Annotated in this window: 13 protein-coding genes; 11 read left to right on the top strand and 2 right to left on the bottom strand. The window is 61.8% G+C overall.

Annotated elements, in window-relative coordinates; translation table 11 throughout:
• The first annotated feature begins 198 nt into the window (after nucleotides 1-198).
• From pyrH to lpxB, 11 genes are all read left to right on the top strand, one after another.
• Nucleotides 199-921, top strand: a complete 723-nt coding sequence (gene pyrH / locus NKI67_RS17585; protein ID WP_023674934.1) for a UMP kinase — start codon at nucleotides 199-201, stop codon at nucleotides 919-921.
• 91 nt (nucleotides 922-1,012) lie between these two features.
• Nucleotides 1,013-1,567 (top strand): ribosome recycling factor, encoded by a 555-nt coding sequence (gene frr, locus NKI67_RS17580; RefSeq protein ID WP_084640965.1) that lies wholly within the window; start codon nucleotides 1,013-1,015, stop codon nucleotides 1,565-1,567.
• A gap of 32 nt (nucleotides 1,568-1,599) precedes the next feature.
• A complete protein-coding gene (locus NKI67_RS17575; RefSeq protein WP_023674936.1) occupies nucleotides 1,600-2,322 on the top strand; it encodes an isoprenyl transferase in 723 nt (240 codons plus the stop codon).
• 3 nt (nucleotides 2,323-2,325) lie between these two features.
• Entirely contained in the window at nucleotides 2,326-3,159 is an 834-nt protein-coding gene (locus NKI67_RS17570) for a phosphatidate cytidylyltransferase (protein ID WP_023674937.1), read from the top strand.
• 104 nt (nucleotides 3,160-3,263) lie between these two features.
• Nucleotides 3,264-4,406, top strand: coding sequence for an RIP metalloprotease RseP (rseP, locus tag NKI67_RS17565; protein ID WP_352646146.1), 1,143 nt, complete (start codon nucleotides 3,264-3,266; stop codon nucleotides 4,404-4,406).
• A gap of 217 nt (nucleotides 4,407-4,623) precedes the next feature.
• On the top strand, nucleotides 4,624-6,978 hold the full coding sequence (gene bamA, locus NKI67_RS17560) for an outer membrane protein assembly factor BamA (protein ID WP_023674940.1): 2,355 nt from the start codon (nucleotides 4,624-4,626) through the stop codon (nucleotides 6,976-6,978).
• A 179-nt stretch (nucleotides 6,979-7,157) separates the two neighbouring features.
• Nucleotides 7,158-8,216: a UDP-3-O-(3-hydroxymyristoyl)glucosamine N-acyltransferase gene (gene lpxD / locus NKI67_RS17555; protein ID WP_352448823.1), complete on the top strand. Its 1,059-nt coding sequence runs from the start codon at nucleotides 7,158-7,160 to the stop codon at nucleotides 8,214-8,216.
• Nucleotides 8,209-8,673, top strand: a complete 465-nt coding sequence (gene fabZ, locus NKI67_RS17550) for a 3-hydroxyacyl-ACP dehydratase FabZ (protein ID WP_023674942.1) — start codon at nucleotides 8,209-8,211, stop codon at nucleotides 8,671-8,673. The genes lpxD and fabZ overlap by 8 nt, the downstream gene beginning before the upstream one ends.
• Before the next feature lie 13 nt (nucleotides 8,674-8,686).
• On the top strand, nucleotides 8,687-9,520 hold the full coding sequence (gene lpxA, locus NKI67_RS17545; protein ID WP_023674943.1) for an acyl-ACP--UDP-N-acetylglucosamine O-acyltransferase: 834 nt from the start codon (nucleotides 8,687-8,689) through the stop codon (nucleotides 9,518-9,520).
• 6 nt (nucleotides 9,521-9,526) lie between these two features.
• Entirely contained in the window at nucleotides 9,527-10,426 is a 900-nt protein-coding gene (locus tag NKI67_RS17540) for an LpxI family protein (protein WP_023674944.1), read from the top strand.
• On the top strand, nucleotides 10,416-11,582 hold the full coding sequence (gene lpxB, locus NKI67_RS17535; protein WP_352646143.1) for a lipid-A-disaccharide synthase: 1,167 nt from the start codon (nucleotides 10,416-10,418) through the stop codon (nucleotides 11,580-11,582). The genes NKI67_RS17540 and lpxB overlap by 11 nt, the downstream gene beginning before the upstream one ends.
• Before the next feature lie 106 nt (nucleotides 11,583-11,688).
• On the opposite strand, the gene gltA is transcribed toward lpxB, so the two are convergent.
• On the bottom strand, nucleotides 11,689-13,017 hold the full coding sequence (gltA, locus tag NKI67_RS17530) for a citrate synthase (RefSeq protein WP_352568691.1): 1,329 nt from the start codon (nucleotides 13,015-13,017) through the stop codon (nucleotides 11,689-11,691).
• 179 nt (nucleotides 13,018-13,196) lie between these two features.
• Nucleotides 13,197-14,618: a glutamate--tRNA ligase gene (gltX, locus tag NKI67_RS17525; protein WP_352646141.1), complete on the bottom strand. Its 1,422-nt coding sequence runs from the start codon at nucleotides 14,616-14,618 to the stop codon at nucleotides 13,197-13,199.
• Nucleotides 14,619-14,654 lie beyond the last annotated feature (36 nt).

Here is a 14,654-nt window from a genome sequence, read left to right as displayed (position 1 = left end):
CCCCCCTCACAACAACCCCCTAATTTGGGGCGCCTGGTTCTTTTGTTAAAAAGACACTGCAGCTGCCGCCTACCCGGGCCCACTATAAAAATTTCCCGCCGGGGGCGCGGGGTCACAGGGGGGCCCCCTTCGTGTATCGGAACGCCCAGTGTTTCGGGGCGCACCGAAACGCGTCACACGCACGATGACGAGGACCAGATGACGGTGAAGCCCCTCTACCGACGTGTCTTGCTGAAAGCGTCGGGCGAAGCGTTGATGGGCGAGCAGCATTTCGGCATCGACGTATCGGTGGTCGACCGCATCGCCGCCGACATCGCCGAGGCCCGCGCATTGGGCATCGAAGTCGGTGTCGTCATAGGCGGCGGCAACATCTTCCGTGGCGTCGCGGTTGCGTCAAAAGGCGGAGACCGCGTCACCGGCGACCATATGGGCATGCTTGCCACGGTTATCAATTCGCTGGCGCTGCGCACCTCGCTCAACAAGATCGGCGTCGACGCCGTGGTGCTGTCGGCGATCGCCATGCCCGAGCTTTGCGAAAGTTTTTCGCAGCGTCAGGCGACCGCCTACATGAACCAGGGCAAGGTCGTCATCTTCGCCGGCGGCACCGGCAATCCGTTCTTCACCACCGATTCGGCTGCGGCCCTTCGCGCCGCCGAGATCGGCGCCGATGCTCTGTTCAAGGGCACCCAGGTCGATGGTGTCTATTCGGCTGATCCCAAGAAGGACCCGCATGCGACACGTTTCGAGCGGATCAGCCATGACGAAGTCATCAAACGCGGGCTTTCGATCATGGATACGGCGGCGATTGCACTTGCGCGCGAAAACAACATTCCGATAATCGTCTATTCGATCCACGAGAAGGGTGGCTTCGGCGATATCCTGAGGGGCGGCGGCCGTTGCACGGTTGTCGCAGACGATTGACCGGACCATGAACCCGAAAGGGACCGGTTGCGGATGAGGCTCGAACAGGGCCTAAGCAGTGAACCCGGGTTAACGGGTCGAGGAGACGATGATGAGTGGCGAGTACGACGATCTCAAACGGCGCATGGACGGGGCGATCGCCGCGTTCAAGCATGATCTGGCTTCGCTGCGCACCGGCCGCGCGTCGAGCAACCTGCTCGATGCCGTCCAGGTGCAGGCCTATGGCACCACCATGCCGATCAACCAGGTGGCAACAGTGTCGGTGCCGGAACCGCGCATGATTTCGGTTTCGGTCTGGGACAAGTCGATGGTCAGCGCAGTCGACCGCGCCATCCGTGAAGCCAATCTCGGCTTCAATCCTATCGTCGACGGTACCAATCTCAGGATTCCGCTGCCCGAGCTCAACGAACAGCGCCGCAAGGAGCTGGTCAAGATCTCGCACGGTTATGCCGAGAATGCCCGCGTCGCCGCACGCCACGTTCGCCGGGACGGCATGGACTTTCTGAAAAAGGCGGAAAAGGACGGCGACATCAGTGAGGACGACCATCGCAAACGGGCCGACCAGGTTCAGAAACTGACCGACGAGACAATCAGCACCATCGACCACCTGCTTTCCGACAAGGAAGCGGAAATCATGCAGGTCTAGGGTCTGGCCACGCCTGGCCCGGAAGCGAGAATATGGCAACGCCCGCGCATGTCGCGATCATCATGGACGGAAACGGACGCTGGGCCAAGGCGCGCGGCTTGCCGCGGCTGGCCGGTCACCGCGCCGGCGTCGAGGCGCTGCGCAAGACAGTGCGCGCCGCCCCCGGCCTAGGCATCTCCTTCCTGACCGTCTACGCTTTTTCGTCGGAAAACTGGTCACGGCCGAAATCCGAAGTCAGCGACCTCATGGGCCTGCTGAAGCTTTTCATCCGACGTGACCTTGCCGAGCTGCACCAGAGTGGGGTGCGGATCAGGGTCATCGGTGACAGGGCAGGGCTGCAGCCCGACATAAGGGGGCTGCTCGAGGAAGCCGAAACGCTCACTCTCAGCAACGAGGCGCTGACACTGGTCATTGCCTTCAATTACGGCGGGCGCGACGAGATCGTGCGCACCGCGCGCAAGCTCGCAGCGGCGGTGGCGCGCGGTGAGATCGAGAGCGAGGCGATCACGGCCGATTCCTTTGCCAGCTCGCTCGATACAGAGGGCATTCCGGACCCGGAACTGGTCATCCGCACCAGCGGCGAGCTTCGGCTGTCCAACTTCCTGTTATGGCAGGCCGCCTATAGCGAACTCGTTTTCCTGCCTTGCTACTGGCCCGACTTCAGTCGCGAGCACCTGTCCGATGCACTGCGCGATTTCGCCGGCCGCGAGCGCCGCTTCGGCGGACTTGCCGCCCAAGATGTCGCCTCAGGCTGAGGAATGAGCAACCTCCAACTCCGGGTCATTTCGGCCGTCGTGCTTGCCATCGTCACGCTTGCCCTGACCTGGCTCGGCGGACTGTCCTTCCGGTTGCTTTGCGCTGCCACGGCGGCGGTCATCTTCTACGAGTGGACGCGGATGAGCCGCCCCGTTGCCCCGGCAGGTGCTGGTGCTACGGCAGGTCTCGGCTTTCTGCCCGAGGCGCTGATCGTGGTCTTTATTGGTGCCCTCGTCGCCGGCCTGCCTGCGTCTTTGCTGCTGCCGCTCGTCGCGGCTCTGGTTGCTGTCACTGCCGTCGCTTCTTCCATGCGCAGGGCAGGACCGTGGGAAGCATCCGGCCTTGCCTATGCGGCCGTGTCCGGCTTGTCGCTGGCCTTCTTGCGTGACGGCGACCATTCAGGGCTGCTGGCCATTCTGTTCCTATTCGCCGTGGTTTGGGCGACCGATATCTTTGCCTATTTCGTCGGCCGCTCCATCGGTGGTCCAAGGCTGGCGCCGTCGATCTCGCCGGGCAAGACGCGGAGCGGGGCGCTCGGTGGGGTGGTCGGCGGCGTAGTGGCCGGGCTGCTTCTGGCCGCCGTAGCCGGAACGGGCAACCTCGTCGTGCTTGGCGTGGTCGCACTGGTGCTTTCGATTGTCGCGCAGGCCGGCGACCTGTTCGAATCATGGGTCAAGCGACGCCACGGCCGTAAAGATTCCGGCACGCTGATACCCGGCCATGGCGGCATCATGGATCGGGTAGATGGGCTTGTCGCGGCGGCTTTCGCCCTATACGTCATCGGCTGGATTTCCGCGACCGCCGACCATCCGGCACAGGGGCTGTTTCCGGTTTGAACGGCATCGTCGGTGGGCCGGCGCGGGGCTGCGTCATGGATTCGCCTGGATTGATGTCACAGTCGCGGCGTGATCTGTGCCGTGGATGAATTTGAGGGCATGAATTGAACGAGATTTTTCACGCGGTTTTCAGCACAGAGGGCTTTGTCCTCGGCACGCTGGTGCCTTTCCTGTTCGTGCTGACCGTGGTCGTTTTTGTCCACGAAATGGGCCATTACCTCGTCGGGCGTTGGTGCGGTATCGGCGCAAAAGCCTTTTCGATCGGTTTCGGCCCAGAGATCATCGGCTTCAACGATAGCCGCGGCACGCGCTGGAAGCTTTGCGCCATACCGCTCGGCGGCTACGTCAAGTTCGTCGGCGACATGAACGCGACGTCGAGCCAGCCCAGCTCGGAGGAGATCGAGGCGCTGAGCGACGAAGAACGCAAGGTTGCCTTCCACACGCAGCCGATCTGGAAGCGGGCGGCGACCGTCGCGGCGGGGCCGCTGTTCAACTTCCTGCTGACGATCGCCGTCTTTGCCGTGCTGTTTTCCGTCCATGGCCGGCCCGTGCTGGAGCCGATGGTGGCTGAGGTCACCGTCGGCAGTCCGGCCGCCGCGGCCGGCATCATGCCCGGCGACCGATTCGTCAGCGTCGACGGCAGCAAGGTCGAGACCTTTGCCGACGTCCAGCGTCTGGTCTCTGGCCGCGCCGGCGACAGCATCACCTTCGTCATGCTACGCGCCGGCAAGGAAATCACCGTCACGGCGACGCCGCGCTTGATGGAACAACAAGACGCACTGGGCAATAAGGTCCAGGTGGCCGTGATCGGCGTCGTCAACAACAAGGAACTCGGCCAGCCACGGCTGATCACCTATAGTCCGGCCGGGGCGGTCGGGGCAGCGGTCCAGGAAACCGGACACGTCATCCAGCGTACCGGCCAGTTCCTGCAACGTTTCGTTGTCGGCCGCGAGGACAAGTGCCAGCTGGGCGGCCCCATCAAGATCGCCAAGATGTCGGGTCAGGCGGCAAAGCTCGGCTTTGAATGGCTCGTGCAGCTTGTTGCATTCCTGTCAGTCGGGATAGGGATTCTCAACCTTTTGCCGATTCCCCCCCTCGACGGAGGGCATCTTCTGTTCTACGGCGTGGAGGCTGTCATCCGGCGGCCGGTGTCCGAACGCATGATGGAAATGGCTTACCGAAGCGGCCTCATATTGGTGCTCGGGTTCATGGGCTTTGTTTTCTGGAACGATCTGTTTGGGTGCTGAAATCATGAAGGAATTTGGCTTCGGCACGAGCAATGTTGAGACGCCGTTTACCATGCGTGGGGATATGCGTGACGCGAAAGCCACGCCGCAGGGTTAAGTAAATACAAATTAACCAGAAGCCTTGCGTGTAGGGAAAATCCGGTTAATACGGTAGGGGAAATTACCGCACGTCCGGTTTTCTCGCCGTGGGGACTTCGAGAAAAGGTACAAAAGCCCGATGAAGGCAGCATCCAAGTTTCTGAGCGCCGCGTCCGCGGTGGCTATGTCCGCCGCTCTGGTTGTACCAGGCGCGCTCGCAGTGCAGTTCGTTGCCACATCGGCCGCCGAGGCGGCTGTCGTCTCCAGAGTCGAAGTCACCGGCAATCAGCGTGTCGACGCGGACACCATCCGCAATTACGTGACGATCAAGCCCGGCAAGGCGTTTTCCAGTTCGGATATCGACGATGCGGTCAAGGCGCTGTTTGGCACCGGGCTGTTTTCGGATGTGCAGATCAACCAGGTCGGATCGACGCTGGTCATCAAGGTGTCCGAATACCAGGTCGTCAACCAGGTGCTGTTCCAGGGCAACAAGAAGCTCAAGGACAACGCGCTTGAGGCCGCGGTGCAATTGAAGCCGCGCGGCACCTTCTCGCAACAGCAGCTCGATGCCGATGTCGAGGCGGTCAAGGCCGCATACCGGCGTATCGGCCGCGACGATGCCGCCGTGACCACCCAGATCATGGATCTCGGCGACAACCGGGTAAACGTGGTCTTCAACATCAACGAAGGCGGCCGCACCCAGATCGCCGCGATCAATTTCGTCGGCAACAGCGCCTATTCGAGCCGCCGTCTGTCGGACATCATCTCCACCAAGCGCTCGTCCTTCCTGTCGTTCGTGCTGCGCGACGATGTTTATGACGAGGACAAGCTGCGCGCCGACCAGGAGCTGCTGCGCCGCTTCTATTATAATCACGGCTATGCCGACTTCCAGGTCGTCTCGGCTGTCGGCGAACTCGACGACACAACCAACAAATACACCGTCACCATCACGGTGCAGGAGGGCGAGCGTTATACGTTCGGGGATGTCAGCGTCGAAAGCACGATCCCCGAGGTCGACGCCAAGTCGCTTGAATCGGTGGTCGAGACCCACAAGGGCGATGTCTACAACGCCAAGAACGTCGAGGACACGATCATCGCCTTGACCGAAAAGGTCGCTGGATCCGGCTATGCCTTCGCCCAGGTGACGCCGCGCGGCGACCGCAACTTCGAGAACCACACGATCTCGGTCGTCTATACGGTCGATCAGGGGACCAAGGCCTATATCGAGCGCATCGAGATTCGCGGCAACGATCGGACGCGCGACTACGTCATTCGCCGCGAGTTCGATGTCAGCGAAGGCGATGCTTTCAATCAGGTGCTCATCCAGCGCGCGAAGAGGCGGCTGGAAGCGCTCGATTATTTTGAAAAAGTCGAAATTTCCACTGTTCCGGGTTCTGAGCCGGACCAGGTTGTGCTGGTGGTGGATGTGGTCGAGAAATCGACCGGTGAGTTCACGGTCGGCGCCGGTTATTCGAGCGGCGGTGAAACGTCAGGTCCGTCCGTCGAAGGCTCCATCAGTGAGCGCAACTTCCTCGGTCGAGGCCAATTCATCAAGGTGGCGGCGGGCGGTGGCAAGAACTCGCGCGACTACAGCTTCTCTTTCACCGAACCCTATTTCCTCGGACGCCGCATCGCGGCCGGCTTCGACATCTACAAACAGAGCCGAAACTACGACCATTACGACAGCGACACGACAGGCGCGACCGTTCGCTTCGGCCTGCCGATCACAGACAATATCTCGACGCAACTCGCTTATAATATTGCGCAAGAGAAGTACGAGTTCGACGAGGGCTGCGACCCATCGGCCGGTTGCGACGTGTCCCAGGCGATCCAAAACGGCGTTAACGAGAGCCCATGGCTCAAGTCTTCGGTCAGTCTCGGCCTGATCTACAATACGATCGACGACATGAAGAACCCGCATGATGGCATTTATGCCAATGTCGGCACCGAAGTGGCCGGCCTCGGCGGCGATGCCAAATTCATCAAGGTCACGGCGCGCGGCAGCATTTATCAGACGCTGTCCGAACAATTGGACCTGGTGGGCCTCATTTCGGGCGGCGCCGGCCATGTCCAAGGCTATGGCAACGGCGATCTGCGCGTCTTCGACCATTTCCAGAGCAGCGACCGTATGATCCGCGGTTTCGAATATGGCGGCATCGGCCCGGTTGCTTCGGACAACAGCAATGACCATCTCGGCGGCACCACCTACTTCAATGCCTCGGCGGAAGCGCAGTTCCCGCTGCCGGTCATCCCCGAAAGCTTCGGTTTGCGTGGCGCTGTGTTCGCCGATGCGGCAACGCTCTACGGCAGCAAAATCGCAAGTGGCCTTGTCAATTCTTCGACAACCGGCATGGAATGGCGCGCTTCCGTCGGTGTCGGTTTGATGTGGGCATCGCCTTTCGGCCCGATCCGCATCGACTATGCGATCCCGGTCAAGAAGGAAAAGACCGACGACGTGCAGGAATTCAACTTCGGCATATCGACCCGCTTCTGATGTGCGGGCAATGATGCTTCCGGCTCGTTTGGATCCGGATGGCAGTGATCCGACACTACAGCGCAGCGCGTCCTATCGGACGCGCAAAGGACGGTGTAGCACTTTGATTTGCGCATGATCCTTTCCGAGGGTCGATTTCCGATTTTCGGGTCATGCGCTAGCTGGATATTGCTTCTGGAATGACCGATCCGGTGTTCTTCGCGCCCTCACGCCGGTATACGGCCGGCGAAGTCGCGAATCTGACTGGCTCGACGCTTGTTGATTCCGGTCTCTCCGATGTATCGATCGAGGCTCTGGCGCCCGCCAACGAAGGCGGCGAGAACGCCCTTGTCTTCGTCGATGGCAGGCGCAATTTCGCCCTGATGCAGTCACTGCGGGCGGCGGCGGTTCTCTGCCCTGCCGAATTTGCCGGCAAGGCGCCGGCGGGCATCGCGGTGCTGGTGCATCCGCGCCCGCAGCAGGCCTTCGCAATGGTCGGGCGTCTGCTTTTTCCGGCGGCTGCAACGCCTGGACCGATGACCGGCGAAACCGGTATCTCGCCGCATGCCCATATCGATGCGACCGCCCATGTCGAGGCCGGCGCGATCATCGAAGCGGGTGCGATCATCGGACCTCGCGCTGCCATCGGCAGCGGGACCGTCATTGCCCCGCATGCGGTCATCGGTCCGTCTTCGCAGATTGGCCGCGACGGCTATGTCGGTCCAGGTGCCAGCGTGCAATATGCGTTGATTGGCAATCGCGTCATCATCCATGGCGGTGCCAGGATCGGCCAGGATGGCTTCGGTTTCGTGGCCGGCGCCAAGGGTCCGGAGCGGGTTCCGCAGATCGGCCGCGTCATCATCCAGGACGACGTCGAGATCGGGTCGAATACGACCGTCGATCGCGGCGCCATGTCCGACACGATCATCGGCCAGGGCACCAAGATCGACAATCTGGTGCAGATCGCGCACAACGTTCGCATCGGCCGCAATTGCATAATAGCCGGGCTTTCGGGTATTTCCGGTTCCGTGACGGTAGGCGACAACGTCACCATGGGTGGCGGTGTCGGCCTTGCGGATCATTTGACCATCGGGTCCGGGGCCAAGCTTGCGGCAAGAAGCGGGTTTATGAGCAATGTGCCTGCCGGTGAGATTTGGGGAGGATATCCGGCGCAGCCGATGGCGGAAGCCATGCGCGAGATAGCGGCCTTGCGCAGACTTGCACGGACGCGCAAACAGGGTGAGGGGGGAAATGGCTGACATCGCAGCGGCGACGCTCGAAGCGGTTGACATAATGCGGCTGATGAAGCTCCTGCCGCACCGCTATCCGTTCTTGATGATCGACCGTATTGTCGACATAGATGGCGACGAATCCGCCATCGGCATCAAGAACGTCACCATAAACGAGCCGCATTTCCAAGGTCATTTCCCCGACCAGCCGGTCATGCCCGGCGTGCTGATCATCGAGGCGATGGCGCAGACGGCCGGCGCCATCTGCATCCGCAGCCTTGGTACGGAAAAGCCGTCGCTGGTTTATTTCCTGACCATCGACAATGCCAAGTTCCGCAAGCCGGTCGTTCCAGGCGACCAGCTGAAAATTCATGTGAAGAAAATCAAGAAACGCGGCAATCTTCTCAAATTCGCTTGCGAGGCCCTCGTCGATGGCGCCAAGGCGGCGGAAGCCGAGATATCGGCGATGATGGTCGCAAGCGGCTGACAAACGAATGCTAATGAAAATCCAGACAGTCATCCATCCATCCTCGGTCATCGAGGCAGGCGCCCAAATCGGCGAAGGCGCCCGCATCGGGCCCTTCTGTCACGTCGGCCCCGACACCGTGATCGGCGACCGCGTCGAACTGGTCAGCCATGTCTCGGTGATTGGCGCGACCACCATCGGTGCATCGACCAAGGTCTATCCGATGGCGATACTGGGCGGGCCGCCGCAGAACACCAAGCACAAGGGCGGCCGTACCACGCTGGTGATCGGCGAGAACTGCACGATCCGCGAAGGTGTCACCATGCATGTCGGCACCGATTCCAGCCGCGGCGAGACGACGATCGGCAACAACGGCAATTTCCTTGCCTATGCCCATATTGCCCATGACTGCGTGGTCGGCAAGAACGCCACCTTCGCCAATCAAGCGACGTTAGGCGGGCATTGCGAAGTCGGTGACAATGTCTACATCGGCGGCCTTACCGCGGTTCATCAGTTTGTCCGCATCGGCGATAACGCCTTTCTCGGCGGTTGCTCGGCGATCGTCGGCGACGTCATTCCTTACGCCATCGCCGTTGGCAACCGTGCCAGCCTTCGCGGCCTCAACATCATTGGCCTGAAGCGCGCCGGCCTGCCGCGTTCGGAGATCCACTTGCTGCGCAAAGCCTACAAGACGATCTTCGATCGCTCCCGGACCGTCGGCGAGAACATCGAATTCGCCAAGGCGGAATTCGCCTCGTCGCCGACTGCCATGAAGATCGTCGACTTCATCGCCGGTCGCGGCAAGCGGCACTACGCCGTGCCGTCGCTCAAGGGTAGCGACGGCGACGATACCGATGATGAAGACTGAGGGCAGATGACGAAGATTGAGGCTGCCGGAAAGGGCCTTGATCTCGCGCCAGATGCCAAGGTCGGCATCATCGCCGGCGGCGGCAGTCTCCCGGTCGAAATTGCCCGAGCGCTCGCCCGGCAAGGCAAATTGCCCTTCGTCGTGATGGCGGCCGGCGAGGTCGATCGCATAGCCGATTTCGAGCCCTATGAGCAGGCAACCTTGAGGCTGGAAGACGTCGGCTCGCTGCTGCCGATCCTTAAGCGGCATCACGTTACGCATCTCGTAACCGCGGGTCATATCACGCGCCGCCCCAGGTTGAGCGCCATGCGCCTCAATTTGGGCCTGCTCGCGTGGCTACCCAGCCTCTTCGTCGGTGTAACCCGGGGGGACGATACGGTGCTGAAACTGTTCGTGCGCAGGATCGAGCGCAGCGGCATCAAGGTCGTCGGCGCTGACGAGATCGTGCCGGAGCTGGTCGCCGCCGAAGGCCTGCTGACCAAGGCGGCGCCACGCAGATCCGACTGGCGCGACATCAAGGCGGCGCACGCGGCGGCAAAAGCCATCGGCGCGCTGGATATCGGCCAAGCGGCTGTTGCGGTCGGCGGCCGCGCCATTGCGTTGGAAGGCGTCGAAGGCACCGACGGGCTGCTCGAGCGGACAAGGGAGTTGCGCGGGCACGGCAGGCTGGCCGGCGGGAGCCGCGGTGTTCTGGTCAAATGCGCCAAGCCCGGTCAGGAACTGCGTGCCGATCTGCCCTCCATCGGCCCGCTGACCGTCGAGGCGGCGCATGCCGCCGGACTGGCCGGCATTGCCGTCGAAGCCGGTCGCTCGCTGGTGCTCGAAGGTCCCGCCACCATCGGACGTGCCAATGCGCTCGGCCTGTTCGTGATTGGCCTGCCTGCGGAGCCGGCGCATGGCGAATGAGCGGCCGTTGAAGATAGCCGTCGTCGCCGGCGAGGAGTCCGGCGACCTACTTGGCGCCGACCTTGTGCAGGCGCTCAAGCGCATGACCGGGCGCGAAGTTCGGCTTGTCGGCATCGGCGGCCGCCATTTGCAGGCGCTCGGCCTGGCGCCATTGTTCGACGGCAGCGTGATCGCACTGATGGGGCTTAGCGCCATCCTGCGCGACCTGCCGCGCCTGATGCGGCGGATCGGCCACACGGCAAACGCGATTGCCGGTGAAAAGCCCGATTGCCTTATCACCATCGACAGTCCGGATTTCTCGCTGCGCGTCGCCAAGAAGGTGCGTGCCGCCGATCCGACTATCCCGATCGTCCACTATGTCTGCCCGAGCGTGTGGGCGTGGCGGCCGGGCAGGGCGGCGGCGATGAAGCCATATGTCGATCACATTCTTTGCGTCCTGCCGTTCGAGGTGAAGGAACTCGCTCGCCTGGGCGGGCCGCCCGGCACCTATGTCGGGCATCGCCTTGCACACGATCCGGGCATAATCAGTGCCGCCAGGGCGCAGGCGCAGCCGCGTGACCTGTCCGCAGATCACGTCAAAACGTTGCTTGTACTGCCTGGTTCGCGTCGTGGTGAGGTGCGACGCATGGTCGGGCCGTTCGGCGAGACGGTGTCGATCCTGCGGGCGCGCGGGCACCGCTTGCGCCTGCTGTTGCCGACGGTGCCGCACGTCGCCGACCTGGTCAGGACCTCGGTCGCGAGCTGGGACGAGAAGCCGGAGATCATACTCGATGCCGAACGCAAATGGCAGGCCTTCGGCAAGGCCGATGCGGCGCTGATCGCATCGGGGACAGTATCGCTGGAACTGGCACTGGCGAGTGTGCCGATGATCTCCTGCTACCGGCTCGATCCGGTCATGCGCATGGCGCAGCCGCTGATCAAAGTATGGAGCGCAGCCTTGCCCAATCTCATTGCCGACCGGCCGGTTGTGCCGGAACACTACAATCAATATGTGCGGCCGCATTATCTGGCGCGGCAGTTGGAAGCGCTGTTCTCCGATACCGCCTACCGCACCTGGCAGAAGGACGGTTTTGCCGAAATCGCCAGGCGTATGGCAACCGACGAGCCGTCAGGCGAGATAGCCGCGGGTGTGGTGATGGGGATGGTGAGGAAGTGAGTGAATTGTGAATAGTGAATTGTGAATAGTGGTTTCTATGGACAGGGAGCGACGCTTCGCTACTCCCATTCACCATTCACCATTCACCATTCACCATTCACCACCTTCACCGCTTCGCGATTGGCACGTAGTCCCGTTCCGGCGCGCCGGTATAGAGCTGGCGCGGGCGACCGATCTTCTGGTGCGGGTCCTCGATCATCTCCTTCCACTGCGCGATCCAGCCGACGGTGCGGGCGACCGCGAACAGCACGGTGAACATGGTGGTGGGAAAGCCCAGCGCCTTCAGCGTGATGCCGGAATAGAAATCGACGTTCGGATAGAGCTTCTTCTCGATGAAATAGGAATCGGTCAGTGCGATCCTTTCCAGCTCCATGGCGATGTCGAGCAGTGGATCGTCCTTGATGCCGAGCTCGCCCAGGACCTCGTGCGCGGTCTTCTGCATGATCTTGGCGCGCGGATCGTAATTCTTGTAAACGCGGTGGCCAAATCCCATCAATCGGAACGGATCGTTCTTATCCTTGGCGCGCGCAATGAATTCCGGGATGTGATCGACATGACCGATCTCGCCCAGCATGTTCAGGGCTGCCTCGTTGGCGCCGCCATGTGCGGGACCCCACAGGCAGGCGATGCCGGCAGCGATACAGGCAAAAGGATTGGCGCCCGACGAGCCGGCCAGGCGGACGGTCGAAGTCGAGGCGTTCTGTTCGTGATCGGCGTGCAGGATGAAGATGCGCTCCATCGCGCGGGCCAGCACCGGATTGATCTTGTATTCCTCGCAAGGCACGGCGAAGCACATATGCAGGAAATTGGCTGCGAAATTCAGCTCGTTCTTCGGGTAAATGAATGGCTGGCCGATGTGGTATTTATAGGCCATCGCCGCGATCGTCGGCATCTTGGCGATCAGCCGCATTGACGCGACCATGCGTTGATAGGGGTCCGAGATATCGGTGGAATCGTGATAGAAGGCCGACAGCGCGCCGACCACGCCGCACATCACCGCCATCGGATGCGCATCACGGCGGAAGCCGGTGAAAAAGCGCGACATCTGCTCATGCACCATGGTGTGGCGCGTCACCCGGTAGTCGAAATCGTCCTTCTGCGCCTTGGTCGGGAGTTCACCATAGAGCAAGAGATAGCAGACTTCGAGGAAGTCGCCGTGCTCGGCCAATTGGTCGATCGGGTAGCCGCGGTGCAAAAGAATGCCGGCATCGCCATCGATGAAGGTGATTTCCGATTCGCAGCTCGCCGTCGACGTAAAACCGGGATCGTAGGTAAAGACGCCGGCGGTGTTGTAGAGCGAACCGATGTCGATGACGTCAGGTCCTACCGAACCACTTCGTATCTTGAATTCATGGATTTTGCCGCCGAGTTCCAGTTTGGCCGTCGATGCCTGGGTTTTGCCGCCAAATTCCATTTTTGTCGCAGGTTCGGTCATAGCAAACTCCTTTTTGTTTCCTCAGGCCGGCAAAGGCAAAATATCTGAACCCAACACGTCAAAAACATCGGAATACGCACATTTGCGCCCGCAATTAAATCTGCGCGGCAGATTAGGCCAAGACCCAATGTTGCACTGCGAAACACACCTTTCAATGCCAATCTTCTTGGGCCAGTTTGCTAATCGATTTGATCAGCGATCCGCGCCAGGCTTTCCTCGCGGCCAAGCACGGCCAGCACATCGAAGACACCTGGCGAGGTACTTTTGCCGGTGAGCGCGGCGCGCAAAGGTTGGGCCACGGCGCCGAGTTTATGGCCGGCGGCCTGCGCATAGTCGCGGATCGCGGCTTCGGCTGAGGCGGCAGACCACTCCGAAACCGTGGCTAGTGCCGCATGAGCGCCCCGCAGGATCGCGCGCGCCTCACCGCTGAGCAGCGCCGCCGCCTTCTCGTCGACCGGCAGCGGCCGCTCGACGAAAAGGAATGCAGCCCCTTCAACAAGTTCGACCAGCGTCTTGGCGCGCTCCTTCAGGCCCGGCAAAGCGGCAAGCAGTTGCGCCCTGCGTCTGTCGTCGAGGCGCGCCGCGATTGCCGGGCCGCCTTCAAGATAGGGCAGAGTGGCGATGAAGATGTCGAGCAGCGCCGCGTCGTTCATCCGGCGCATATGCACGCCGTTAAGCGCCTCGAGCTTGGCGAAGTCGAAACGGGCGGCGCCCTTGTTGACGTCGCCAATGTCGAACCATGCAATCATGTCGGCGATCGACATGATCTCATCGTCGCCGTGGCTCCAGCCAAGCCTCGCCAGATAGTTGAGCAGCGCCTCCGGCAGGTAGCCCATGGCGCGATAGGCTTCGACGCCAAGCGCACCGTGCCGCTTCGACAGCTTGGCGCCGTCGGCACCGTGGATCAGCGGGATATGCGACATCGACGGCACCTCCCAGCCCATGGCCTGATAGATTACGGTCTGGCGTGCGGCGTTGGTCAAATGATCGTCGCCGCGGATGATGTGGGTGATGCCCATGTCGTGATCGTCGACGACGACGGCATGCATGTAGGTGGGATTGCCGTCCGAGCGCAGAATAATGAAATCGTCGAGATCCTTGTTGGGAAAGCGCACGTCGCCCTGGACGCGGTCATGCACCACCGTCTCGCCGTCTGTCGGCGCCTTGATGCGGATCGCCCCCTTGGCGCCGGGCGGCGCCTCCGACGGGTCGCGGTCGCGCCAGCGTCCATCATAGCGGGGAGGCAGCCCCTTGGCGCGTGCGCTCTCGCGCATTGCCTCTAGCTCGGCAGGCGTCGCATAACAATAATAGGCCTTGCCCATACGAACGAGTTCCTCGGCCACCTCGCGATGGCGCGGCGCACGCTCGAACTGCGACACCGGCTCGCCGTCCCATGTCAGGCCAAGCCAGGAAAGCCCGTCGAGAATGGCCGCGCTTGCCGCATCGGTGGAGCGCTCGCGGTCGGTGTCCTCGATGCGCAGCAGCATCGTGCCGCCTGTGTGCTTGGCATACAGCCAGTTGAACAGCGCCGTGCGCGCGCCGCCAATGTGCAGATAGCCGGTGGGCGAGGGGGCAAAACGGGTGACGACCTTATCGGGCATGGAACTCTCAGGCGGGCGAAGGAAGTGGGTTTGCGG

The organism is Mesorhizobium sp. M0408 (genome assembly GCF_040321495.1).
Lineage (GTDB): Bacteria > Pseudomonadota > Alphaproteobacteria > Rhizobiales > Rhizobiaceae > Mesorhizobium.
Note: the sequence above shows the minus strand (reverse complement) of the source record. Positions and strands in the feature narration are given on the sequence as shown.

What these genes read in the sequence shown, in the direction of transcription:
- pyrH (WP_023674934.1), top strand. Translation starts at nt 199, where the DNA reads ATGACGGTGAAGCCCCTCTACCGACGTGTCTTGCTGAAAGCGTCGGGC.
- lpxD (WP_352448823.1), top strand. Translation starts at nt 7,158, where the DNA reads ATGACCGATCCGGTGTTCTTCGCGCCCTCACGCCGGTATACGGCCGGC.
- gltX (WP_352646141.1), bottom strand. Translation starts at nt 14,618, where the DNA reads ATGCCCGATAAGGTCGTCACCCGTTTTGCCCCCTCGCCCACCGGCTAT.
- bamA (WP_023674940.1), top strand. Translation starts at nt 4,624, where the DNA reads ATGAAGGCAGCATCCAAGTTTCTGAGCGCCGCGTCCGCGGTGGCTATG.
- lpxB (WP_352646143.1), top strand. Translation starts at nt 10,416, where the DNA reads ATGGCGAATGAGCGGCCGTTGAAGATAGCCGTCGTCGCCGGCGAGGAG.
- frr (WP_084640965.1), top strand. Translation starts at nt 1,013, where the DNA reads ATGAGTGGCGAGTACGACGATCTCAAACGGCGCATGGACGGGGCGATC.
- lpxA (WP_023674943.1), top strand. Translation starts at nt 8,687, where the DNA reads ATGAAAATCCAGACAGTCATCCATCCATCCTCGGTCATCGAGGCAGGC.
- fabZ (WP_023674942.1), top strand. Translation starts at nt 8,209, where the DNA reads ATGGCTGACATCGCAGCGGCGACGCTCGAAGCGGTTGACATAATGCGG.
- NKI67_RS17575 (WP_023674936.1), top strand. Translation starts at nt 1,600, where the DNA reads ATGGCAACGCCCGCGCATGTCGCGATCATCATGGACGGAAACGGACGC.
- NKI67_RS17540 (WP_023674944.1), top strand. Translation starts at nt 9,527, where the DNA reads ATGACGAAGATTGAGGCTGCCGGAAAGGGCCTTGATCTCGCGCCAGAT.
- NKI67_RS17570 (WP_023674937.1), top strand. Translation starts at nt 2,326, where the DNA reads ATGAGCAACCTCCAACTCCGGGTCATTTCGGCCGTCGTGCTTGCCATC.
- gltA (WP_352568691.1), bottom strand. Translation starts at nt 13,017, where the DNA reads ATGACCGAACCTGCGACAAAAATGGAATTTGGCGGCAAAACCCAGGCA.